Origin of the sequence: Ramlibacter sp., assembly GCF_035554825.1 — a bacterium.
GTDB lineage: Bacteria > Pseudomonadota > Gammaproteobacteria > Burkholderiales > Burkholderiaceae_C > Ramlibacter.
Map to the genome: position 1 here is coordinate 1 of NZ_DATMHS010000036.1, position 19,993 is coordinate 19,993.

25 protein-coding genes and 2 pseudogenes are annotated in these 19,993 nt (G+C 71.5%); 6 read left to right on the forward strand and 21 right to left on the reverse strand.

The features are described 5' to 3' along the window. Window positions 1-114 precede the first annotated feature (114 nt). From VNT59_RS03420 to VNT59_RS03470, 11 genes are all read right to left on the reverse strand, one after another. Window positions 115-756, reverse strand: a complete 642-nt coding sequence (locus VNT59_RS03420) for a 2-hydroxychromene-2-carboxylate isomerase (RefSeq protein ID WP_325496638.1) — start codon at window positions 754-756, stop codon at window positions 115-117. After that, entirely contained in the window at window positions 753-1,031 is a 279-nt protein-coding gene (locus VNT59_RS03425) for a DUF1289 domain-containing protein (RefSeq protein WP_325496640.1), read from the reverse strand. Before VNT59_RS03425 ends, VNT59_RS03420 begins: the two co-directional genes overlap by 4 nt. Beyond that, window positions 1,031-1,537 carry a YbaK/EbsC family protein gene (locus VNT59_RS03430; RefSeq protein ID WP_325496642.1) on the reverse strand — a complete coding sequence of 169 codons (507 nt, stop codon included), beginning with the start codon at window positions 1,535-1,537 and terminating at the stop codon, window positions 1,031-1,033. Before VNT59_RS03430 ends, VNT59_RS03425 begins: the two co-directional genes overlap by 1 nt. A gap of 1 nt (window position 1,538) precedes the next feature. Continuing rightward, window positions 1,539-2,447, reverse strand: coding sequence for a hydroxymethylglutaryl-CoA lyase (locus VNT59_RS03435; RefSeq protein ID WP_325496644.1), 909 nt, complete (start codon window positions 2,445-2,447; stop codon window positions 1,539-1,541). Between the two features lie 4 nt (window positions 2,448-2,451). Beyond that, window positions 2,452-3,372, reverse strand: a complete 921-nt coding sequence (locus VNT59_RS03440) for a glyoxylate/hydroxypyruvate reductase A (RefSeq protein ID WP_325496646.1) — start codon at window positions 3,370-3,372, stop codon at window positions 2,452-2,454. A gap of 102 nt (window positions 3,373-3,474) precedes the next feature. Beyond that, the gene (locus tag VNT59_RS03445; protein ID WP_325496648.1) at window positions 3,475-5,502 is read right to left on the reverse strand and encodes an acetyl/propionyl/methylcrotonyl-CoA carboxylase subunit alpha; all 2,028 of its coding nucleotides are present in this window, start codon (window positions 5,500-5,502) and stop codon (window positions 3,475-3,477) included. Beyond that, window positions 5,495-5,647 (reverse strand): hypothetical protein, encoded by a 153-nt coding sequence (locus tag VNT59_RS03450; RefSeq protein ID WP_325496650.1) that lies wholly within the window; start codon window positions 5,645-5,647, stop codon window positions 5,495-5,497. The genes VNT59_RS03445 and VNT59_RS03450 overlap by 8 nt, the downstream gene beginning before the upstream one ends. Further along, window positions 5,648-6,283: a DUF4126 domain-containing protein gene (locus VNT59_RS03455; protein ID WP_325496652.1), complete on the reverse strand. Its 636-nt coding sequence runs from the start codon at window positions 6,281-6,283 to the stop codon at window positions 5,648-5,650. It lies immediately after the preceding gene. Continuing rightward, window positions 6,283-7,068: an enoyl-CoA hydratase/isomerase family protein gene (locus tag VNT59_RS03460; protein ID WP_325496654.1), complete on the reverse strand. Its 786-nt coding sequence runs from the start codon at window positions 7,066-7,068 to the stop codon at window positions 6,283-6,285. The genes VNT59_RS03455 and VNT59_RS03460 overlap by 1 nt, the downstream gene beginning before the upstream one ends. Then, window positions 7,068-7,964 carry an alpha/beta hydrolase family protein gene (locus VNT59_RS03465; RefSeq protein WP_325496656.1) on the reverse strand — a complete coding sequence of 299 codons (897 nt, stop codon included), beginning with the start codon at window positions 7,962-7,964 and terminating at the stop codon, window positions 7,068-7,070. Before VNT59_RS03465 ends, VNT59_RS03460 begins: the two co-directional genes overlap by 1 nt. Window positions 7,965-7,966: 2 nt before the next feature. Further along, window positions 7,967-9,574 carry a carboxyl transferase domain-containing protein gene (locus VNT59_RS03470; protein WP_325496658.1) on the reverse strand — a complete coding sequence of 536 codons (1,608 nt, stop codon included), beginning with the start codon at window positions 9,572-9,574 and terminating at the stop codon, window positions 7,967-7,969. A gap of 189 nt (window positions 9,575-9,763) precedes the next feature. Between VNT59_RS03470 and VNT59_RS03475 the strand changes: the two genes are divergently transcribed. Beyond that, window positions 9,764-10,795 carry an AraC family transcriptional regulator gene (locus VNT59_RS03475; protein WP_325496660.1) on the forward strand — a complete coding sequence of 344 codons (1,032 nt, stop codon included), beginning with the start codon at window positions 9,764-9,766 and terminating at the stop codon, window positions 10,793-10,795. Window positions 10,796-10,858: 63 nt separating this feature from the next. Here the strand turns inward: VNT59_RS03475 and VNT59_RS03480 are convergent, their stop codons facing one another. Beyond that, complete coding sequence (locus tag VNT59_RS03480; protein ID WP_325496662.1) at window positions 10,859-11,233, reverse strand: DUF4148 domain-containing protein; 375 nt, start codon at window positions 11,231-11,233, stop codon at window positions 10,859-10,861. Window positions 11,234-11,348: 115 nt separating this feature from the next. Here VNT59_RS03480 and VNT59_RS03485 point away from each other — a divergent pair, with 115 nt between their 5' ends. After that, a complete protein-coding gene (locus VNT59_RS03485) occupies window positions 11,349-12,278 on the forward strand; it encodes a LysR family transcriptional regulator (protein ID WP_325496664.1) in 930 nt (309 codons plus the stop codon). Here the strand turns inward: VNT59_RS03485 and VNT59_RS03490 are convergent. After that, window positions 12,275-12,778, reverse strand: coding sequence for a hypothetical protein (locus VNT59_RS03490; RefSeq protein ID WP_325496666.1), 504 nt, complete (start codon window positions 12,776-12,778; stop codon window positions 12,275-12,277). The two genes, VNT59_RS03485 and VNT59_RS03490, sit on opposite strands and share 4 nt — an antisense overlap. 6 nt (window positions 12,779-12,784) lie before the next feature. Here VNT59_RS03490 and VNT59_RS03495 point away from each other — a divergent pair, with 6 nt between their 5' ends. The 3 genes from VNT59_RS03495 (at window position 12,785) to VNT59_RS03505 (ending at window position 13,990) form a co-directional block, all read left to right on the forward strand. Further along, window positions 12,785-13,006, forward strand: coding sequence for a hypothetical protein (locus tag VNT59_RS03495; protein ID WP_325496668.1), 222 nt, complete (start codon window positions 12,785-12,787; stop codon window positions 13,004-13,006). A 118-nt stretch (window positions 13,007-13,124) separates the two neighbouring features. Next, entirely contained in the window at window positions 13,125-13,598 is a 474-nt protein-coding gene (locus VNT59_RS03500; RefSeq protein ID WP_325496670.1) for a thioredoxin family protein, read from the forward strand. Between the two features lie 119 nt (window positions 13,599-13,717). Next, window positions 13,718-13,990: a hypothetical protein gene (locus tag VNT59_RS03505; RefSeq protein ID WP_325496672.1), complete on the forward strand. Its 273-nt coding sequence runs from the start codon at window positions 13,718-13,720 to the stop codon at window positions 13,988-13,990. A 61-nt stretch (window positions 13,991-14,051) separates the two neighbouring features. On the opposite strand, the gene VNT59_RS03510 is transcribed toward VNT59_RS03505, so the two are convergent. After that, on the reverse strand, window positions 14,052-14,270 hold the full coding sequence (locus VNT59_RS03510) for a DUF3606 domain-containing protein (RefSeq protein WP_325496674.1): 219 nt from the start codon (window positions 14,268-14,270) through the stop codon (window positions 14,052-14,054). A gap of 348 nt (window positions 14,271-14,618) precedes the next feature. Between VNT59_RS03510 and VNT59_RS03515 the strand changes: the two genes are divergently transcribed. Next, window positions 14,619-14,918: a hypothetical protein gene (locus VNT59_RS03515; protein ID WP_325496676.1), complete on the forward strand. Its 300-nt coding sequence runs from the start codon at window positions 14,619-14,621 to the stop codon at window positions 14,916-14,918. 50 nt (window positions 14,919-14,968) lie between these two features. Here VNT59_RS03515 and VNT59_RS03520 read toward each other — a convergent pair whose 3' ends face one another. The 7 genes and pseudogenes from VNT59_RS03520 to VNT59_RS03550 all read right to left on the reverse strand — a co-directional run. After that, window positions 14,969-15,631, reverse strand: a complete 663-nt coding sequence (locus VNT59_RS03520; RefSeq protein WP_325496678.1) for an HAD family phosphatase — start codon at window positions 15,629-15,631, stop codon at window positions 14,969-14,971. 134 nt (window positions 15,632-15,765) lie between these two features. Next, a pseudogene (locus tag VNT59_RS03525) lies at window positions 15,766-16,164 on the reverse strand (YchJ family protein); the annotation flags it as partial. After that, the gene (locus VNT59_RS03530) at window positions 16,161-16,601 is read right to left on the reverse strand and encodes a rhodanese-like domain-containing protein (protein ID WP_325496681.1); all 441 of its coding nucleotides are present in this window, start codon (window positions 16,599-16,601) and stop codon (window positions 16,161-16,163) included. The pseudogene VNT59_RS03525 and the gene VNT59_RS03530, both read right to left, overlap by 4 nt. A 39-nt stretch (window positions 16,602-16,640) precedes the next feature. Beyond that, window positions 16,641-17,210 carry a GAF domain-containing protein gene (locus VNT59_RS03535; protein WP_325496683.1) on the reverse strand — a complete coding sequence of 190 codons (570 nt, stop codon included), beginning with the start codon at window positions 17,208-17,210 and terminating at the stop codon, window positions 16,641-16,643. 48 nt (window positions 17,211-17,258) lie between these two features. Further along, the gene (locus VNT59_RS03540; protein WP_325496685.1) at window positions 17,259-18,389 is read right to left on the reverse strand and encodes an acyl-CoA dehydrogenase family protein; all 1,131 of its coding nucleotides are present in this window, start codon (window positions 18,387-18,389) and stop codon (window positions 17,259-17,261) included. Between the two features lie 55 nt (window positions 18,390-18,444). Next, complete coding sequence (locus tag VNT59_RS03545; RefSeq protein ID WP_325496687.1) at window positions 18,445-19,626, reverse strand: acetyl-CoA C-acyltransferase; 1,182 nt, start codon at window positions 19,624-19,626, stop codon at window positions 18,445-18,447. A 36-nt stretch (window positions 19,627-19,662) separates the two neighbouring features. Then, window positions 19,663-19,993: pseudogene (locus VNT59_RS03550) on the reverse strand (hypothetical protein); the annotation flags it as partial.

The following is a 19,993-nucleotide window of genomic DNA, read 5'->3' on the forward strand; positions in this document are numbered from 1 at the left end:
GGCAACTGGGCCTGGGGCACCAGCTGGATCAACTGGATCATCCCGTCCGGCGCCGCGATCACCACGCTGGACAGCACCTACGGCATCAGCGTGCCGAAGTAGCGGCCGCGGCCGTCAGCGCCCGCGCACGACCCCCGCGCCCACCTGCTGCGCCGCCTCCCAGGCGCCGCCCGCGAACCAGGCGTCGCCTTCGAGCCAGGCGCGCAGCATGGGCAGCGCGTCGAAGCCCCAGAACAGCTTGTCGTCCACGGCGAAGCTGGGCACGCCGAAGACGCCGAGCGCGATCGCCCGTTCGGTGTTGGCCTTGAGCTGCGCCTTCACCTCGTCGCCGCCCGGGTCCCGCGGCGGCTTCAGCACCGCGGCGAGCGCCGCCGCGCGCTGCGGGTCGGCGGCGTCGGCGCCGCCGCGCCACACATGCCTGAAGATCGTTTCGCACGCATAGCGGTTGGCCGCGCCGCCCTGCCCGCACGCGACGGCGAGCCGCAGCAAGGCGAGCGGATTGAACGGGTGGGCCGCCGGCAGCTGCAGCTCGATGCCGGCGCGGTGGGCATGCCACAGCACCTGGCGATAGGTCCAGTCGCGCTTGGGCGCGATCTCGGCGGGACCGAGCTGCCCATGATGCTTCAGGATGCCGGCAAACAGCACCGGCCGGTACTCGACGCTGTAGCTCAGTCCCTGCAGCGCCTGCGGCAGCTGCTCGAACGCGAGGTACGCGTACGGCGAGATGAAATCGAGAAAGAACGTGATCTGTTTCATTCCTGCGCTCCCGCTGCCCGGTTCGCCACCGCGCGCCGACCCGACCCGGCCGCGTCCAGGCGGGCGCGCTGGCCGATCCGGCGCCACACCTCGCGCCTGCCGGCGTCGTCCAGCCGCGACCATGCCGCGATCTCGTCGATGGTGCGGCAGCACCCTTCGCACAGGCCGCTGGCCGGATCCATCCGGCAGATCGAGACGCAGGGCGACGGCACCTCGCCTGCCGGCGCGGCAGCCACCGCGCGGGCCCTGGCTTCGAGTTCCGGGTGCGCCGCCATCACTGGCCGGCCGGCGCCTGCACGACGTCGGCCACCGGCGCGCCGGTCAGGCGCTCCAGGTCCTGCGGCCGCAACTTGAACACGCCGTGCGGATGTCCCGCGGCGGCCCAGATCTCCTCGAAGCGGAACAGCTCGCGGTCGATCAGGGTCACCGGCGGCTGCGCATGCGCCAGCGGCGAGACCCCGCCGATCGAATAGCCGGTGCTGCGCTTGACGAACTCGGCGTCGGCGCGGCCGGTCTTGCCGACCAGCGCGTCGACCTTGCGCTCGTCGACGCGGCGGTCGCCCGAGGTGATCACCAGCACCGCCGCGTCATCGGCGGTGCGGCGGAAGATGATGCTCTTGGCGATCTGCCCCACGGCGATGCCCAGCGCGTCGGCGGCCTGCTGCGCCGTGCGCGCGGCGTCGCTCAGCATCACCGGCGCGTGCGGATGTCCCTGGGCCTGCAGCGCCCGCGCCACGCGCTGCACGCCCTCCGGCAACGATGTCACTTCGGCCCCGCACATGTCACTGCTGGCGCTTGTTCAGGATGGCCGTGGCGGCGCGCGAATTGGGCGTTCGCTTGAGGTAGTCGCTGATGTACTTGCCGGCGTCGATCAGCCGGTCGAGGTCGATGCCGGTTTCGATGCCCATGCCGTGCAGCATGTAGACGACGTCCTCGGTCGCCACGTTGCCGGTGGCCCCCTTGGCGTACGGGCAGCCGCCGAGGCCGGCGCAGGAGCTGTCGTACTGCCAGACGCCCAGCTGCAGGGCGGCCAGCGTGTTCGCCAGCGCCTGGCCGTAGGTGTCGTGGAAATGGCCCGAGATGTCGTCCAGGTCGTAGTGCCTGAGCGCCGCCTCCAGCGCGCGCTGCACCTTGATCGGCGTGCCGACGCCGATGGTGTCGGCCACGCCCAGGTGCTGGACCCCGATCTCCTTCATCAGCCGCGCCACCAGTTCCACGTTCGCGGGCGCGACCTCGCCTTCGTAGGGGCAGCCGACGGCCACCGACACGGCGCCGCGCACGTAGATGCCGCGCTCGCGCGCGGCGGCCACCACGGGGGCGAAGCGCTCGATGCTCTCGGCGATGGAGCAGTTGATGTTGCGGCGGCTGAAGGCCTCGCTGGCGGCGCCGAACACCACGATCTCGTCGGGACGGCTCTGGGCCGCCGCCTCGAAGCCCTTCATGTTGGGCGTGAGCACCGAGTAGCGCACGCCCGGCCGGCGCTCGATGCCGGCCATCACCTCGGCCGCGTCCGCCATCTGCGGCACCCACTTGGGCGAGACGAAGCTGGTGACCTCGATCTCCTTCAGGCCGGCGTCCTGCAGCCGCTGCACCAGGCCGATCTTGACCTCGGCCGGCACCGGCGCCTGCTCGTTCTGCAGCCCGTCGCGCGGCGCCACGTCGACGATCTTGACTTTGCTTGGCAGTTTCATGGGCTCAGTATCCTCGCTGGGGGTCGACCACGCCGGCAACGGGTTCTCCGCGCTCCAGCGCCCGGATCTTGCCGGCGATCTGGGCGATGCTCTCGTCGCGCAGGGTCCGGGCCGAGGTGTGCGGCGTGACGGCGATCTTCGGATGGCGCCAGAACGGGTGCTCCGGCGGCAGCGGCTCGGTGCGGAACACGTCGAGCGCGGCGCCGGCGAGGTGGCCGCTGTCCAGCAGGGCGAGCAGGTCGGCGTCGACCAGGTGCGCGCCGCGTGCCACGTTGATGACGTAGCCGCCGGGGCGCAGCCGGCCCAGGGTCGCGGCATTCAGGATGTTCTCGGTCCGGTCGGTCAGCGGCAGCAGGCAGACCAGCACGCGGGTGGCGGCCAGGAACTCGTCCAGCCGCGCTTGCCCGGCGATGCAGCGCACGCCCTCGATCTGCTTGGGCGTGCGGCTCCAGCCCAGCACCGGGAAGTCGAAATGCGCCACCGCCCTGGCGACGCGCTCGCCCAGCACGCCCAACCCCATCACGCCGACCGGGAAATCGGCGCGCAGCAGCGGCTTGCGGTAAGTCCACTGGCCGCGCGCGATGTCGGCGGCGTACGCGTCGAGTTCGCGGAAGTGGCGGATCAGCGCGTGGCAGACGAACTCGGCCATCTGCACCGCCATGCCGGCATCGTCGAGGCGGACCACCACGGCCCCCGGCGGCAGCCGGCGCTTGACCAGTGCGTCCACGCCGGCGCCCATGTTGAAAACGCCCTTGAGACCGGCCTGCTCGTCGAAGAACTGCTGGGGCGGCGCCCACACCACGGCGTGGTCGGCCTGGGGCGCGCCGGGTTGCCAGTTGTCGACGACGGCCTCCGGCAGCGCGGCGCGCAGGCCGGCCAGCCAGGGTTCCGGCTTGGGGCCGGGAGAACAGAAGATGATGCGCATGGTTGAAGCGATGTACGGCGGCGCCCAGGCGCCCATCCCGCGATTATTGGCGAGGTCCGCCGGCCGGCCGGGCGGCCCCGCCTGCGCTGCCCGCCGCCGCGATCAGGCCTTGGCCGTGAGGGTGAGCAGCTCCGCGCCTTCCGGCACCTGGTCGCCCGGCGCATACAGCAGCTCCGCCACCACGCCGTCGCCCGGCGCGGCGATGGTGTGCTCCATCTTCATCGCCTCCATGGTCGCCAGCACCTGGCCTTCGGTCACCTCGTCGCCCGGCTTCACGCTGAAGGACAGCACCTTGCCCGGCATCGGGGCCGTCAGCCGCCCGCCTTCGGCATGGGTCTCGCCGGCGTGGGCCAGCAGGTCGACGTTGACGATCCGGGTCGCGCCGCGGGCGCTGAACACATGGTCGGTTTCGCCTTCGGCATAGACGCTCGCCTGCAGCCGCTGGCCGGCGAAGTGCAGCTCGATTCCCGCCGGGCCGGGGGCGAACGCGAGCGCGCCCGTCACATTGCCGACCGTCAGCAGCAACGCGCCGTCGTGCAGGTAGGTGAGCTCCGCCTTCGCCCGCTCGCCATGGAAGTCGAACTCGAACCGCCGCAGCCGCACGCCGTGCGAGTCCCAGCCGTCGCGGCGGCTGAAGGGGTCGGCGCCGGCGGTGGCCTGTTCGTCCAGCAGCGCCTGGGCGATCGCCGCCGCCGCCGCCAGCGGCAGGCCGAGCGGCTCCTGCCGGAACAGCCGCTCCTGCTCGCGCGCGATCAGCGCCGTGTCGAGGTCGGCGTTGGCGAACGAGGGGCTGCGCACCACCAGCCGCAGGAACTGCACGTTGGTCGCGACGCCGACGATGTGCACCTGCGCCAGCGCCTCGTCCAGCCGGGCCAGCGCCTGCTCGCGGCTGGCGCCGTGCACGATCAGCTTGGCGATCATCGAGTCGTAGTAGGGGGAGACCGGGTCGCCCTCGCCGACGCCGGCATCGATGCGCACCGGCGCCGCGTCGTGGAACGGTTCCGCGTCCGCGTTGCGGCGGAACGCCACGTGGTCCGGCCAGCGCGCGACCGCCAGCCGCCCGGTCGCCGGCAGGAAATTGTTGTCGGGGTTCTCGGCGCAGATCCGCGCCTCGATCGCATGGCCGTCGATGCGCAGCTGGTCCTGGCGCAGCGGCAGCGGTTCGCCGGCGGCGACGCGCAGCTGCCACTCGACCAGGTCGAGTCGCGTGATCGCCTCGGTCACCGGGTGCTCCACCTGCAGGCGCGTGTTCATCTCCATGAAGAAGAACTCCATGGCGCCGCCGGCCTGCTGCTCGACGATGAACTCCACCGTGCCGGCGCCGACGTACTGCACCGCCCTGGCGGCGGCCACCGCCGCTTCGCCCATGCGCTGGCGCAGGGCCGCGCTCATGCCGGGCGCCGGCGCCTCCTCCAGCACCTTCTGGTGGCGGCGCTGTACCGAGCAGTCGCGCTCGAACAGCCAGACGTAGTTGCCTTGGCTGTCGCCGAACACCTGGATCTCGATGTGCCGCGGCCGCTGCACGTATTTCTCGACCAACACCGCGTCGTCGCCGAAGCTGCTGCTGGCCTCGCGCCGGCACGACGCCAGCGCGGCCTGGAAGTCCTCGGGCCGCTCGACGGCGCGCATCCCCTTGCCGCCGCCGCCGGCGCTGGCCTTGATCAGCACCGGATAGCCGATGCGGGCGGCCTCGCGCTCCAGCAGCGCCGGGTCCTGGTCGGCGCCGTGGTAGCCCGGCACCAGCGGCACGCCGGCCCGCTCCATCAGCTGCTTGGATTCGGCCTTCAGTCCCATCGCCTGGATGGCCGAGGCCGGCGGGCCGATGAAGACCAGACCGGCTTCGGCGCAGGCGCGGGCGAAGCCCTCGTTCTCGCTGAGGAATCCGTAGCCGGGGTGGACCGCCTGCGCGCCGCTGGCCCGGGCGGCTTCGATGATCCGTTCCCAGCGCAGGTAGCTGTCCCTGGGGGCGCTGCCGCCGATGTGCACCGCCTCGTCGCAGGCGAGGACATGCTTGGCGTTGGCGTCCGCGTCGGAGTACACGGCGACGGTGCGGATGGCCATGCGCCTGGCGGTGCTCGCGACGCGGCAGGCGATTTCGCCGCGGTTGGCAATGAGGATCTTGCTAAACATGGGTGGTCTCCCGCGGCTCATCGCCTGCGCCCGCTGCGCGGGCCTGGCGATTTGCTGAGCGCATCAGACGCGCCACACGCAGCCGTGAGCGCTCCCCCGCGCAAGCGCGAACGCCGCGGTTGGCAATCTGGATCTTCTCGAACATTCAGCTTCCTTGGAACGGGCGGCGGCCTTCGAAGAAGCCGCGCAGGCGCAGCGCGACGGCGCGCAGGAACTTCACGAGCACGATCATCAGCACGATCGCGATCACCAGCGTGAGCGCGAGTGCGATCGCGAACAGCACCGGGTGCGTGGCCGAGAGCCACAACATGAAGACGACGAAGCCGTCCTCGAACAGGGACACGCCGATGTTGGAGAACGGTTCGGGCGAGGTGTTGACGGCGGCCCGGGTGGTCAGCTTGGCGGCATGGCTGGTGGCGGCGAGGCTGCCGCCCAGCAGCGCGGCGATCCATCCCATGGCCTGGCTGTCGGCGCCGAGCGCGCCCGCCGCCAGCGCCGCGCCGGCCGGAATGCGGATCACGGTATGGACCGTGTCCCAGACCGTGTCGACGTACGGGATCTTGTCGGCGAAGAATTCGGCGAAGCACATGAACCCGCTTGCCCCGAGCACGCCCGGATGCTGCAGCACCCGCAGCCCGGCCGGCAGGTCGACGAACCCCATGGCCCCGGCCAGCCCGGCGAGAAACACCGCCGCGTACAGCCGGATGCCGCTCGCCCAGCCGAGCGCCGCCGCCAGCGCCAGCAGCTGCGGCGCGTCCACCAGGTGGCCCAGCGCTTCCATCAGCCGCGCGCCAGCCACGACGGCGGGCGCTTGTCGAGGAACGACTGGATGCCCTCGCGGCCCTCGGGGCTCACCCGGATGTCGGCGATCGAGCGCACGGTGGAAGCGATCAGCTCGGGCGTGATCTCCTGCTCCGCCACCTCGTGCACCAGTTCCTTGCACAGGCTCACTGCCTGCGGCCCGGCCTGGATCAGCGTCTGCGCCAGCGTGTCGATCGTGCGGTCGAGGTCGACGGCGCGGACGACCTGGTGGACCAGGCCGCAGCGCAGCGCCTCGGCGGCGCCGAACCGCTCGGCCGTGAGGAAGTAGCGGTGGGCCGCGCGCGCGCCCATGGCCCGCACCACGTAGGGGCTGATCGTTGCCGGGATCAGGCCCAGCTTGACTTCGCTGAGGCAGTACTGCGCCGTGTCGGCGGCGACCGCGATGTCGCAGGCCGCCACCAGGCCCATTCCGCCGGCATAGACGTCGCCCTGCACCCTGGCGATGGTCGGCTTGGGGCAGCGGTAGATCACGCGCAGCATCTCGGCCAGCGCGGTGGCGTCGGCGAAGTTCTCGCGATGGGTGTAGCTGGCCATGCGCCGCATCCAGTTGAGGTCGGCCCCGGCGCAGAACGCCGGTCCGTTGCCCGCGAGCACGATGCAGCGCACGTCGTCGCGCGAGCCGAGGTCGTGGAAGGCCTTGGTCAGCTCGTAGATCACCTCGTCGTTGAAGGCGTTGCGGACGTCGGGGCGGTTGAGCGTCACGGTGGCGCGCCAGTCGGCGCAGCGGATGTCGAGGTGTGCCATCAGGGCCCTTTCTGTGATGCCGGCGGGAAGCCGTGCGAGCGCAGGAACTGCAGCACCCGAGGCTGCCACACCTCGGGCAAGCGCGTGAAGAGCGAATGCCCGTCCTCGCCGTGCGGCGGGAACTGCACGAACTCGGCCGCCCCGCCCGCGCCCGAGTACGCGTCGAACCACTCCCTCGGATGGGTCGGGCCCATGTACATGTCGTTCTCGGTGTAGATCCACAGCATCGGGACCTTCGCGCTGGCGCCCCAGCCGCGGAACATCGCCTCCAGCTGGGGCGTCGAGCACGGCCGCTGCGGCCGCGTCTTCGGGTTGCCGCCGCCGCCGCCCGCGAAGTTGATCGCCGCCTGCACGCCCGGGGGATTCAGCGCGGCCACCGCGACCGCCGTCGCGCCGCCGTACGACTGGCCGATGACCACGGCGCGGTCCGGTGCCGCATCGTCGCGCTGGCGCACGCGCTCGAGCACGGCGAGCGTCTGCCGCGCCGCGGCCACGTAGCCCGGCGGATAGTTCTTGCGCCCGCAGTCACCGGAGTCCTCGATGTCCTCGCCGCCCGTGACGCCGTAGCCGATGCGCGTTGGCACCGCGACGATGAAACCCTGGGCGACGAAGAAGCGCGAGGCGGCGGTGTAACGGGCCCGGCCCATCTGCACCCGTTCGCGGGCATCCGCCGAACGGCCGTGGTTCAGCACCAGCACCGGCGCGGGCCGCGGGTTGGCATCGTCGGAAAACACCGTGACCTTGATGGGCTGGCGCAGCGTCTTGCCGTAGGCATCAGTGACTTCCACCGGCACCTCGAGCTGCTCCTCGCGCAGCCGCGCCTGGCTGGCGGCGGCCAACGCCAGCACCACGATTCCCACCGCCATCGCCCGCATCGCCGACTTCCCCCGCGTCACTGCTACATCCGGAACACGCCGAACTTCGGCTCGCCGATCGGCGCGTTCATGGTCGCCGACAGGCCCAGCGCCAGCACGCGCCGGGTGTCGGCCGGATCGATCACGCCGTCGTCCCACAGCCGCGCCGTCGCGTAGTAGGGATGGCCCTGCACCTCGTACTGCTCGCGGATCGGCTGGCGGAAGGCTTCCTCCTCAGCGGCGCTCCAGCTGCCGCCGCGCGCCTCGATGCCGTCGCGCCTGACGGTGGCCAGCACGCTGGCGGCCTGCTCGCCACCCATCACGCTGATCCGTGCGTTGGGCCACATCCAGAGAAAGCGCGGCGAGTAGGCGCGGCCGCACATGCCGTAGTTGCCGGCGCCGTAGCTGCCGCCGATGATGATCGTGAACTTCGGCACCTGCGCGGTGGCGACCGCCGTCACCATCTTGGCGCCGTGGCGGGCGATGCCTTCGTTCTCGTACTTGCGCCCGACCATGAAGCCGGTGATGTTCTGCAGGAAGACGAGCGGCACCTTGCGCTGGCAGCACAGCTCGATGAAATGGGCGCCCTTCTGCGCGCTCTCCGAGAACAGGATGCCGTTGTTGGCGACGATCCCGATCGGCATGCCTTCCACGTGCGCGAAGCCGCACACCAGCGTCGTGCCGTAGCGCGCCTTGAACTCGTGGAACTCGGAAGCGTCGACGATCCGGGCGATGATCTCGCGCACGTCGTACGGCTTGCGCACGTCGGACGGGATCACGCCGTGCAGCTCGAGCGGGTCGTACTTCGGGGGCCGCGGCTGCAGGAGCTGCTGCTGCGCCCGCTTGCCGCGGTTGAGCGTCGCCACCGCCTGGCGTGCCAGCGCCAGCGCGTGCAGGTCGTTCTGCGCCAGGTGGTCGGCCACGCCGGACAGCCGGGTGTGCACGTCGCCGCCGCCCAGGTCCTCCGCCGAGACGACCTCGCCGATCGCGGCCTTCACCAGCGGCGGGCCGCCCAGGAAGATCGTCCCCTGGTTCTTCACGATGATGGTCTCGTCGCTCATCGCCGGCACGTACGCGCCGCCGGCCGTGCACGAGCCCATCACCACGGCGATCTGGGCGATGCCCTGCGCGCTCAGGTTGGCCTGGTTGTAGAAGATGCGGCCGAAATGCTCCCGGTCGGGAAACACCTCGTCCTGGTTGGGCAGGTTCGCGCCGCCCGAGTCGACCAGGTAGATGCAGGGCAGGCTGTTCTGCAGCGCGATCTCCTGCGCTCGCAGGTGCTTTTTCACCGTGATCGGGAAATAGGTGCCGCCCTTCACCGTGGCGTCGTTGCAGACGATCATGCACTCGGTGCCGCTCACGCGGCCGATGCCCGCGATGATCCCGCCGGCCGGCGCGTCGCCGTCGTACATGCCGTGCCCGGCCATCGGCGCCAGCTCCAGGAACGGCGTGCCCGGATCGAGCAGCATCTGCACCCGCTGCCGCGGCGGCAGCTTGCCGCGCGCCTCGTGCTTGGCACGCGCGGCGGCGCCCCCGCCTTCGGCGGCCTTCGCCAGTTGCACCTGCAGGTCCGCCACCAGCGCGCGCATCGCGGCGGCATTGGCCTGGAAGTCGGCGGAGCGGGAATTGAGTCGCGATTCGAGAACGGGCATGGGTCTCCTCTGGCACCGTGCCCGCTCCTTCGGGGCCGGGGCAGGGTGGGGGCATCCTAGCGCGGCGGCCCCCGCTCCTGCCCGCCCGGGCCGGGATGCGGGCGGCAATAGCGCGAGCTTAGAGCCAGCCCCCGCGCGCCGGCCGCCAGTGAGGTTGCAAATCGGGCCACGCTGCGGCAGACTGGTGCGATGCCAGCCCGAGCCGACACCGGTCGCCCGCGGGCCCCTGCCGCCGCCACGCCGATGGCTTTCGCACGGGCCGTCGTCGCGGCGTACCGGCGGCGCGGCCAGGACCCCGGGCGGGTGCTGGAGCTGGCACAGATCACGCCAGCGGCCCTGCAGCAAGCGGATGGCCGGATCACTGCCGCGCAGATGGAGGTGCTCTCCGCCGAGGCGATGCGGGAGCTCGATGACGAGGCCCTGGGCGCGTTTTCGCGCCGGCTGCCGTGGGGCAGCTACGGCATGGTGGCGCGCGCCGCGCTCAGCTCGCCCGACCTCGGGGTGGCGCTCAAGCGCTGGTGCCGCTACCACGGCCTGCTGGTCGAGGACATCGGGCTGGAACTGTCGGTGGCGGGCGGCACGGCCGTCATCGCGATCGAGGAGCGGCGCGACCTCGGTGCGGCGCGCGAATTCTGCCTGGTGCACGTGCTGCGCAACGTCCACGGTCTCGCCTGCTGGTACGTCGCGTCGCGCATCCCGCTGCTGGCCGCGGCCTTCCCCTTCCCGGCGCCGGCCCATGCCGGGGCCTACGAGCTGATGTTCCCGGGTCCGGTGCGCTTCGGGCAGGCGCGCGCCGAGCTGCGCTTCGACGCCGGCTACCTGGCCCTGCCGCTGCGGCGCGACGAACAGGCGCTGCGCCAGATGCTGCAGCGGGCGGTGCCGCTGATGGTGCTGCAGTACCGGCGCGACCGGCTGCTGGTGCAGCAGGTGCGGCAGGCCCTGATCGCGCACCCCGCACAGACCCACAACGCACAGGGCCTGGCGGCGCTGCTGCACATCTCGGCGCGCACCTTGCACCGGCAACTGCGCGAGGAAGGCGCGAGCCTGCAGCAGCTGAAGGACGAGGTGCGGGGCGAGCGCGCCCGCGAACTGCTCTATCGCGGCAGGCAGCCGCTCAAGCAGGTGGCCGCCGCGGTGGGCTTTCGCAACGAAAAGAGCTTCATCCGCGCCTTCCGTCAATGGACCGGCGTCACGCCGGCCGAGTTCCGGCGCGCCGCCTAGGCCCCGCCAACGGAAAAGCCGCCCACGCGGGGCGGCTGGCGGCGGGCGCTCGCTGCGCGTCGCTTACCTGGCGCTGTTGCGCGGCTGGCCGGCCAGGTTGGTGCTGGCGGCGGTGCCGCGAACCGCGGTTTGCGTCAGGTACGCGGAGCCGCTGTCCTCGCCGTTGAGCGCGGCCACCTGGTCACGCGCGGCGAGGTACTCGGCGCTGACATCGGCCCGGGTCCGGATCGCCTTGCTGGCGGCGATCTGGTTGTAGCTGGTCGACCAGGGGTTGACGCCCGCCTTCTTGTACTGGCCCAGTTCCGCCTGCACCTGGGCGCGGCTGAGGGCGCCCTGGAACTGCACGCCGTACTGCGAAGCGTCGGCTTCGTCCGCCTGCGCGGCGAAGGAGGCGGCGGCGGCAAGGGAGGCCAGGAGGAGCAGCTTGGAGGTTTTCATCTTTCAGGTCCTTTCGTGAATCGGTGAAAGAGACTGTATTCCTCACGTACGCGTCAAAAAACAACCTCCATGACAATTGCTTATTGCCATATCATCAACAATAAGGAGAGCATCCATGGACCGGCTGCAATCGATGCGCGTCTTCCAGGCCGTCGTGGACGAGGGCGGCTTCGCGGCCGCCGCGCGCCACCTGGACCTGGCGCCGGCGGTCGTGACCCGGCTGGTCGGCGACCTGGAGCAGCACCTCGGGGTGCGGCTGCTGCAACGCACGACGCGGCGGGTGTCGCTCACCCAGGCCGGCGAGGCCTACCTCGCGCGCCTGCGCATCATCCTGGCGGAGATCGAGGAAGCCCAGGCGGCGGTGCAGGAACACGCCCGCGAGATGAGCGGCACGGTCCGCGTGCTGGCCCCGCCGACCGCTGCCCGCTACGTCGTCGCGCCCGTGGCCGCGGCCTTCCAGCGGATGCATCCGGGGGTCGCCATCGACGTGCACGTCAGCGACGTCACGCATCTCACCGTGGAGCACCATGACATCACGGTGGTGACCGAAGGCACCCACATCGACGCCGACGCGATCGTGCGCACCATCATCGTGAGCCAGACCATCTTCTGCGCGTCGCCCGCCTACCTCGAGCGCCACGGCGAACCGGCGGTGCCGCACGACCTGCAGCACCATCGCTGCCTGCGGTTGCGGCCGCCGGGCGTGCGCCTGCGGTCGCTGAAGGTCATCGATCCGACGGCCGGCGACCGCGCCATCGAAGTGGAGGTGCGGCCGGTGATGACCGCCAACGACATCGACACGCTGCTGCGCGCCACGCTCGACGGCGCCGGCATCAGCGCGCAACCGGTGGAACTGGTGGCGCCGCTGCTGCGGGAGGGCCAGCTGCGGCGGGTGCTGGCGCCGTGGATTTCGGAGCGCCTGCGCCTGGTTGCCGTGCTTCCCAGCCGCGAATTCATGCCGCTGCGCACCCGCACCTTTCTCGACTTCCTGATCGAGTACACCCGCAACGAGGTCTCCGGGCTGGGATTGCCGCCGGTCGATTAGGCGAGCTTCTGGTCCTCGCGCTTGGCCTCGGCCATGGCTTCGGGCTCCAGTTCCTCGGCCGCGCGGTTGCAGAGCACGAACACGCCCCAGGCGGCCAGCAGCAGGGCCGTCGCGGACAGCACGGCGGCGGCGTACAGCAGCAGCGACAGATCTTCATGGATCGCCTTGAAGGTCGCCACCAGGCCCTCGATCACCAGCGCCACCACCACCACCACGAAAAAGCGCGACAGAAACCGCCGGACCCGGGTCGGCGCGCTGATGTGCGCGTCGCGCAGCACCTCCTCCTCGGCCACCGTCTGCGAGATCTGCAGCGCGACGACGGCCGCGGCCAGCAGCCCGACCGCCTCGACCATTCCCTGCGCCGCCCCGGCACCCAGCCCGCCCGCGACGGCGCTCCACCCGGCCCGGGTCGCGATCGCGACCAGCAGCAGCGCGGCCACGGCGAACAGGGCGGCGATGACCGCATGGATCGCGGAGAAGAGACGCAGCAGCGGCTTCACGCCGCGATGGTGGCACAGGATGGGCCGGCGTGGGCTCATGCGCGGGCGCCCACGCGCCCGGCAGCGCTGCGCCTGCGCCGGCCGCGGCCCGCCGACGACGCGACGGCGCAGATCTCCGGCCAGGCCTTCCAGGCCTGCTGGGTGATCGATGGCCAGACCGCGCGCCTGGTCTACGAAGACGGCGACGAAGGCCTGGTGCCGCTGTCCGAGTTCAAGAAGCCGGCCTGACGCAGCGGCGCCGGCGGGCGCCATCGGCTGCGGCCGGGCCGCCCGCGCTCGACCGACGCCGTCCCGAGCAGCGATACTTCGACCCGGACCGACGCCCCACACGGGCCGGCCACCCGCCATGAAGAAGTTGCTGCTGCTGATCTGCCTTGTCGCCTCGTTCGCCGCCGCCGGCGCGGCTCTGGCCGGCCCGCCCCTGCCGGAGCGCTTCGACCCGCGGCGCGACGCCGCGGCCGACGTCGCCGCCGCGCTGGCCCTGGCCGGCGCGCAGCACAAGCGCGTGATCGTCGACGTCGGCGGCGAATGGTGCTCCTGGTGCCACCTCCTGGACGCGTTCGTCGCCTCGCACCCGCCGGTGCGCGATCTGCTCGAGCGCCACTACGTGTGGGTGAAGGTGAACTGGTCGCCGGAGAACCGCAACGAGCAGCTGCTGGCGCGCTGGCCCCGGGTGAAGGGCTATCCCCACCTGTTCGTCCTCGACGCCGACGGCCAGCTGCTGCATTCGCAGAGCACCGGCGAGCTGGAGGCCGGCCGCGGCTACGACGAGGCGAAGTTCCTGGCCCTGCTGCGCCGCTTCAGCAACGGGCGCTCCTGACGCTGGGCCGTGGCAGCGGGGCGCCCCGCGTCGCTCCGCGCTGGCGGCGGCGTTCTCCTACAGTCGGCGCGCCGCGACACCGCTAGATTGGGCCGCATCGAAACTTCTGGAGCCCACCGATGCCCGACCCGTTCAACCGAGCCAAGATGACCGGCGACACCCATCCGCCGGAGGTGGAATCCGACCTGCCGTCGGAAGAAGGCAGCGCTGACGCCGCCGGCATGGGCGGCACGCCAAGCGATCGCGGCCGCGCCGCCGAATCCGGGCGCGAGTACAAGCCGAGCCGTGGGGTGAAGAAGGCCGGCGTGCGCCAAGACGGCGACACCACCACCGACCGCGACGCCAACAGCGCGGCCGACACCGGGCGCGGCACCGGCGCGCGCCGCGGCTAGCGATCCAACACGCCGGCCCGCCCCACCACCACGCGGGGCCCGGGCCGGCTCCCCCGCCTCTTTACCGCGCCGACGGCCGCTCGCCCGGGCCGGCGCCGCCGCGCTGCGCATGTTCAGCCAGGTGCGCGCGCACGCGCTCGGCCCGGTTGCCCACGGCCTGCACTGCCTCGCGCACGCGCTGCTGGCTCGTGTTGAAGTGCCTGGCCCAGGCACACACCTCGTAGTCCCAGCTGGTATCGATGCGATCGTCGTGGCGCGAGCCGGCGCGCGTGTTCGGCATGGGCAGTGCTCCTTTGGTTGAGATCAGCATGCTATGAACACCGGGCCGGGGCGCGTGTAGGAATGCGGAGCGTCCCGCTGCCCGCGCGCGCCAGCGCCGGTGCGGGCAAAGGCGCTGGTGCCGCGCGCCGGCCCGGCGCCGCCCGGCCTTTCGCGCCGTCCGGGCCGGGCTCGGATCGTGATGGCGGCTGTGGGCCGCGCCTCGCATGTTGGTGGGATGACGGCTGCTGCCGGCCGCCGCCATCCACGGACCCGGGCTGCGCCTTGGGTCCTACAGCACCGCCCGGGCCCGCGCTCGAAGATGCCATGCAAGGGGGCGCCGGGTGGCGCCCGCGAATGGGAGATGGCAATGAAAGTGGCTCTTCTGTGTGCTGCGCTGGCAGCGGCACCCGCCTTCGCAGGCGACCTCGTGGCCCGTCAAGGCGGCGACTCCGTCCGCCTGGCCGAAGGACCGTGCACCAGCCCGCCGGTGCTCAGTCTGCTGGAACCTCAGCTGCACACCCGGTACCACGCCGCCACCGCGACGGTGCAGGGCCGCACGTTCTCCGCCTGCTGGCGCATGACGCCCAACGGCGCCCACCTGCTGTACGAAGACGGCGACCAGGGTGTGGTGCCGCTGTCGGACCTCAAGCCCGAACTGACCGCCTGACGGCGCCGCGCACGGGCGCGCCGGCACGCCACGCTCGGGCTGCGGGCCGATCAGCCGAGCAGGTCAGGCAGCAGCGCCATGTCGCCGAAGATCTGCAACGCGCCGGCTGCCCGCAATGCCCGCGGCGCGTCATGGCCGGCTTCCGGCGGGCTGTAGCCGAACACGGTCGCGCCGGCGGCCAGCCCGGCGGCGACGCCGGTGACGGTGTCCTCGACGACGGCGCAGCGCCCGGGATCCACCCCCAGCGCGGCGGCGGCGGCGAGGTACACGTCGGGCGCCGGCTTGGATCGCGGCGTCTCGTGCCCGCTGAAGATGCGACCGGCGAAATACGGCATGAGCCCGCACTTGTCGAGCTGCAGTTCGACCTTGAAGCGATCGGCGCCCGAGGCGCACGCGATACGGCCGCCGACGCGCTCGTGCACGATGGCGACGGCCCCGACGGCGCCGCGGATCGGCTGCACGCCCTGGACGAGGCCGACGTTGCGCCGTTCGCGAAAGCGCCCCAGCCAGTCCTCGGTGAGCGGCTGCCCGGTGTTGGCCTCGATGACCGCCCGCTCGTCCTTCACCGCCTTGCCGATGAACAGCCGCATGCACTCTTCGGCGCTGAGCTGCCAGCCCAGTTCCTCCAGCATGTCGCGCAACACCCCGTTGGTGATCGGCTCGCTGTCCACCAGCACGCCGTCGCAATCGAATAGCACCGCCTCAAACCGCATTCCCGCTCCTGCCTGTGGCGCGCCGCGTGCGATCCGGCCGTCCGCCGTGATCGCTACCGTCGCGGCCGCGCCGCCCGATCATCGCGCAGTTCCGCTGCGGATCCCCCGCCGCCGGGCCGCCCCGGCTCCAGCTGGTCGCCATCGACATAGGACCAGCAGCCGTCGGCGCCGCGCACGAAGCGGCTGCGCTCGTGCAGCCGGACGGCGCGGCCGGCCACCCGATACCGGGCGACGAATTCGACCTGGGCGTGGCTCGCATCCGGCTGCCGGTGCTCCCGCACCTCGAGGCCGAGCCACTTCAGGCCGGGCTCGAGTTGCAGCGACGGCGGCCGCTGCTCCGGATGCCAGGTTGCAAGCAGATGGTCGCTGCGGCCCAGCACGTAGGCCGTGTAACGGGATCGCATCAGCGACTCGGCATCCGGCGCCGGCTCGCCGTCGAGGAAACGGCCACAGCACGCGGCCAGCGGCCATGGCCGGCCCCTGGCATCGAGGCGGCCGCAGGGGCACGGCCCCTGGGGGGCTGGCGCCGTCACCCGGCGCCGCCGCCCTTGGGCGGATGCCGCCGCGCGCGGTGCGACTCGTAGCTTTCGACCGGGGCGCCCTGCTTCACCCACTCGGCGAAACCGCCGTCGATGTGGGCCACGTTGGTCATGCCCATGTCCTGCAGCGCCTTCGCCGCCAGCGCGCTGCGCCAGCCGGCGCCGCAGAACAGGATGAACTCCCTGCCTTCGTCGCCGAACACCGGCTTGAAGTACGGCGACTGCGGATCGACCCAGAACTCCAGCATGCCGCGCGGCGCATTGAGGCAGCCGGGCACCGTCCCTTCGCGTTCGAGCTCGCGCGCGTCGCGGATGTCGACGATCTGCACCTTCGGGTCGTCCAGGCGGGCGCGCGCCTGGGCGACGCTGTAGGTCGTGATCTGCGCGTTGGCCTCGTCCACCAGCTGGCGGAACCCTTTCGTGATCGGCATGCTCGCTCCTCGTGCTCGTCGTTGTCGGGCCGCGCGCCGCTAGGCCGCCACGGCGTTGGCGCGCGCTTCGATCGCCCGCGCCGCGCATGCGGCGAGCACGCGCACCGCCTCGCGTTCCTCGGCGGTCGGTTCACGGTGCTCGCGGAAGTAGGTGCCGAACGTGCCGAGCACGCGGCCCTGCGCGTTCTTGATCGGCATGCTCCAGGCGCCGAGAAAGCCCAGCGCCAGCGGCAGGTGCCGCAGCTCGGCCCAGCGCTGGTCGTCGTAGAAGCTCGGCGTCAGCACGATCTCGCCGGTGGCGGCGGCGGCGGCGCAGGTGCCCACGCGGGCATCCGGCTTGAGCCGGTCGATCCGGTCGAGGTAATCAGCGGGCAGGTTGGGCGAGGCGCCGTTGCGCAACAGCCCGTCGCCGTCGAGAACCAGGATCGACGCCACCGTGGCGCTGTCGGCCAGCGCCTCGGCGGTGGTGGCCAGGTGCGACAGCAATCCGCGCAGCGGCTCGCCGCCCGCGATCATGTCGAAGTTGCGCTGTTGCGCGGACTGGAGCACGGCGGCGCGCTGCGCGGCAGCGGCCGCGGTGGCCTGCATCGAAGCGGACGGCGGTGGCATCGCCGGCAGTATAGAGTCGCGGCGCCGGTCGCGTACAGTCTCGCGGCGTCAGCCCAGGGCGCGCTGGATGAGTATCTTCTGCACGTCCGAGGTGCCTTCATAGATCTGGCAGACCCGCACGTCGCGCCAGATCCGCTCGACCGGGAAATCGGTGACGTAGCCGTAACCGCCCAGCGTCTGGATCGCGGCGCTGCAGACCTGCTCGGCGCTCTCGCTGGCGAACAGCTTGGCCATCGCGGCTTCCTTCAGGCACGGCCGGCCCGCATCGCGCAGCGTCGCGGCATGCCAGACGAGCTGGCGCGCCGCCTCGAGCCTGGTCGCGCATTCGGCCAGCCGGAAGCCGACCGCCTGGTGATCGAAGATCGAGCGGCCGAAGCTCTGCCGCTCCTTGGCATAGGCGAGCGCCACCTCGAAGGCGCTGCGTGCCATTCCGACGCTCTGCGCGGCGATCCCGATGCGCCCGCCTTCCAGCGCCGACAGGGCGATCCGGTAGCCTTCGCCCTCCGCGCCGATCAGGTGGTCGGCGGGAACGCGGCAGCCGTCGAAGCGGATCTGCGCCGTGTCGCTGGAGTGCTGGCCGACCTTGTCCTCCAGCCGCGCCACGACGTACCCCGGCGCGTCGGTCGGCACCATGAACGCGCTCATGCCGCGCTTGCCGGCGGCCCTGTCCGTCACCGCGATCACGATGGCGAGCTGGCCGTTGCGGCCGCTGGTGATGAACTGCTTGACGCCGTTCAGCACATAGCCGTCGCCGTCGCGCGTGGCCGTGGTGCGCAACGCCGAGGCATCGCTGCCGACGTGGGGCTCGGTCAGGCAGAACGCGCCCAGCAGTTCGCCGCGGGCCAGCGGCGCCAGCCAGCGCTGCTTCTGCGGCTCGCTGCCGTAGCGCATCAGGATGGCGTTGACCGGGCAGTTGGTGACGCTGATCGCCGTGCTGGTGCCGCCGTCCCCGGCCGCGATCTCCTCGAGCACCAGCGCCAGGGTCACGTAATCGAGACCGGCGCCGCCGTATTCCTCCGGCACGCAGATGCCGTAGGCGCCGAGCGCGGCCAGCCCCCGGTGCGCCTCGCGCGGGAAGTGGTGCTCCTTGTCCCAGCGCGCGGCGTTGGGCCACAGTTGCTCCTGGGCGAACGCGCGCACCGCATCGCGGATCATTTCCTGGTCGGGACTGAGGAGCATCTCTCGTCTTTCTGCGCGAGCAGCGCCGCTCGCGCGAAGCAATGCGCAGCGTTGTTCAGATGATTTCCAGGGCCACCGCGGTCGCCTCGCCACCGCCGATGCACAGCGTGGCGATGCCGCGCTTGCCGCCGCGCGCCTGCAGCGCGTGGATCAGCGTGACCATGATGCGGGCGCCCGAAGCGCCGATCGGATGGCCCAGCGCGCAGGCGCCGCCGTTGACGTTGAGCTTGTCGTGGCTGACCCCCAGTTCCTTCATCAGCGCCATCGGCACCACCGCGAAGGCCTCGTTCACTTCCCACAGGTCGACCTCGCCGACCTTCCAGCCGGTCTTGGCGAGCAGCTTCTGCACGGCACCGACCGGCGCCGTGGTGAACCACTCCGGCTCCTGGGCGAACATCGTGTGGCCGACGATGCGGGCGATCGGCTGGCTGCCGTAGCGGGTGGCGACCGACTCCTTCATCAGCACCATGGCGGCGGCGCCGTCGTTGATGCTCGAGCTGGACGCGGCGGTGATGGTGCCGTCCTTCTTGAACGCGGGCTTGAGCTGCGGAATCTTGTCGAGCTTGACCTTGCCGGGACCTTCGTCGATCGAGACCACGGTCTCGCCGGCGCGGCTCTTCACCGTGACGGGGGTGATCTCTTTCGCGAACGCGCCCGATTCGGTCGCGGCCTTGGCGCGCTTGACGCTGGCGATCGCGAACGCGTCCTGCTCCTCGCGCGAGAACCGGTACTTGGCGGCGCAGTCCTCGCCGAAGGTGCCCATCGAGCGGCCCGCTTCGTACGCGTCTTCCAGGCCGTCGAGCATCATGTGGTCGTAGATCCTGTCGTGGCCCATGCGGTAGCCGCCGCGGCCCTTGAGCATGAGGTAGGGCGCATTGGTCATGCTCTCCATGCCGCCGGCGACCATCACTTCGTGCGTGCCGGCCAGCAGCATGTCGTGCGCGAACATCGCGGCCTTCATGCCGGAGCCGCACATCTTGGACAGCGTCACGGCGCCGGCGCTCTTGGGCAGGCCGCCCTTGAACGCCGCCTGGCGGGCCGGCGCCTGGCCCTGGCCGGCCATCAGGCAATTGCCCATCAGCACCTCGCCGACGGCATCGCCGGAGATGCCGGCGCGCTCGACGGCGGCCCTGATCGCCGCGCCGCCCAGGTCATGCGCCGACAGCGCGGAAAAGTCTCCCTGGAAGCCGCCCATGGGGGTACGGGCGGCGCCGACGATGACGATGGAATCAGACATGGCTAGCTCCTTTCAAGCTCAGTGGTCTCGGTGGTCTCAGTGGGTCAGCGGCGCGCCGCGCTCCTCCTGGGCGATGCGGCGCAGGTAACTCTGGAATTGTGGATCCTCGCCGCCCAAAAGCAACGGCAGGGCATTGTGGAAATCCTCGCGCCGGCACCATTCGCGCATGTAGTCGTCCCAGCTGTTCCAGCGCCGCGCCTCGGTCTCGCTCATCTTGGGCTTGTAGGCGACCAGGTAGGCGCGCTCGCACAGCGACATCAGCATATCGAAGATCACCAGCATGCGCTCGTGCTGCTCCGCCGTTGGATTGGACAGCGGCTCGTTGGTTCGCAGGTGCAGGTCGGGGTTGGCCAGCACAACCTTGAGG

Coding starts and splice junctions, on each gene's coding strand:
- VNT59_RS03420 (WP_325496638.1), bottom strand. CDS start 756: ATGAAACAGATCACGTTCTTTCTCGATTTCATCTCGCCGTACGCGTAC.
- VNT59_RS03425 (WP_325496640.1), bottom strand. CDS start 1,031: ATGGCGGCGCACCCGGAACTCGAAGCCAGGGCCCGCGCGGTGGCTGCC.
- VNT59_RS03430 (WP_325496642.1), bottom strand. CDS start 1,537: ATGTGCGGGGCCGAAGTGACATCGTTGCCGGAGGGCGTGCAGCGCGTG.
- VNT59_RS03435 (WP_325496644.1), bottom strand. CDS start 2,447: ATGAAACTGCCAAGCAAAGTCAAGATCGTCGACGTGGCGCCGCGCGAC.
- VNT59_RS03440 (WP_325496646.1), bottom strand. CDS start 3,372: ATGCGCATCATCTTCTGTTCTCCCGGCCCCAAGCCGGAACCCTGGCTG.
- VNT59_RS03445 (WP_325496648.1), bottom strand. CDS start 5,502: ATGTTTAGCAAGATCCTCATTGCCAACCGCGGCGAAATCGCCTGCCGC.
- VNT59_RS03450 (WP_325496650.1), bottom strand. CDS start 5,647: ATGTTCGAGAAGATCCAGATTGCCAACCGCGGCGTTCGCGCTTGCGCG.
- VNT59_RS03455 (WP_325496652.1), bottom strand. CDS start 6,283: ATGGAAGCGCTGGGCCACCTGGTGGACGCGCCGCAGCTGCTGGCGCTG.
- VNT59_RS03460 (WP_325496654.1), bottom strand. CDS start 7,068: ATGGCACACCTCGACATCCGCTGCGCCGACTGGCGCGCCACCGTGACG.
- VNT59_RS03470 (WP_325496658.1), bottom strand. CDS start 9,574: ATGCCCGTTCTCGAATCGCGACTCAATTCCCGCTCCGCCGACTTCCAG.
- VNT59_RS03475 (WP_325496660.1), top strand. CDS start 9,764: ATGCCAGCCCGAGCCGACACCGGTCGCCCGCGGGCCCCTGCCGCCGCC.
- VNT59_RS03480 (WP_325496662.1), bottom strand. CDS start 11,233: ATGAAAACCTCCAAGCTGCTCCTCCTGGCCTCCCTTGCCGCCGCCGCC.
- VNT59_RS03485 (WP_325496664.1), top strand. CDS start 11,349: ATGGACCGGCTGCAATCGATGCGCGTCTTCCAGGCCGTCGTGGACGAG.
- VNT59_RS03495 (WP_325496668.1), top strand. CDS start 12,785: ATGGTGGCACAGGATGGGCCGGCGTGGGCTCATGCGCGGGCGCCCACG.
- VNT59_RS03500 (WP_325496670.1), top strand. CDS start 13,125: ATGAAGAAGTTGCTGCTGCTGATCTGCCTTGTCGCCTCGTTCGCCGCC.
- VNT59_RS03505 (WP_325496672.1), top strand. CDS start 13,718: ATGCCCGACCCGTTCAACCGAGCCAAGATGACCGGCGACACCCATCCG.
- VNT59_RS03510 (WP_325496674.1), bottom strand. CDS start 14,270: ATGCCGAACACGCGCGCCGGCTCGCGCCACGACGATCGCATCGATACC.
- VNT59_RS03515 (WP_325496676.1), top strand. CDS start 14,619: ATGAAAGTGGCTCTTCTGTGTGCTGCGCTGGCAGCGGCACCCGCCTTC.
- VNT59_RS03520 (WP_325496678.1), bottom strand. CDS start 15,631: ATGCGGTTTGAGGCGGTGCTATTCGATTGCGACGGCGTGCTGGTGGAC.
- VNT59_RS03530 (WP_325496681.1), bottom strand. CDS start 16,601: ATGCCGATCACGAAAGGGTTCCGCCAGCTGGTGGACGAGGCCAACGCG.
- VNT59_RS03535 (WP_325496683.1), bottom strand. CDS start 17,210: ATGCCACCGCCGTCCGCTTCGATGCAGGCCACCGCGGCCGCTGCCGCG.
- VNT59_RS03540 (WP_325496685.1), bottom strand. CDS start 18,389: ATGCTCCTCAGTCCCGACCAGGAAATGATCCGCGATGCGGTGCGCGCG.
- VNT59_RS03545 (WP_325496687.1), bottom strand. CDS start 19,626: ATGTCTGATTCCATCGTCATCGTCGGCGCCGCCCGTACCCCCATGGGC.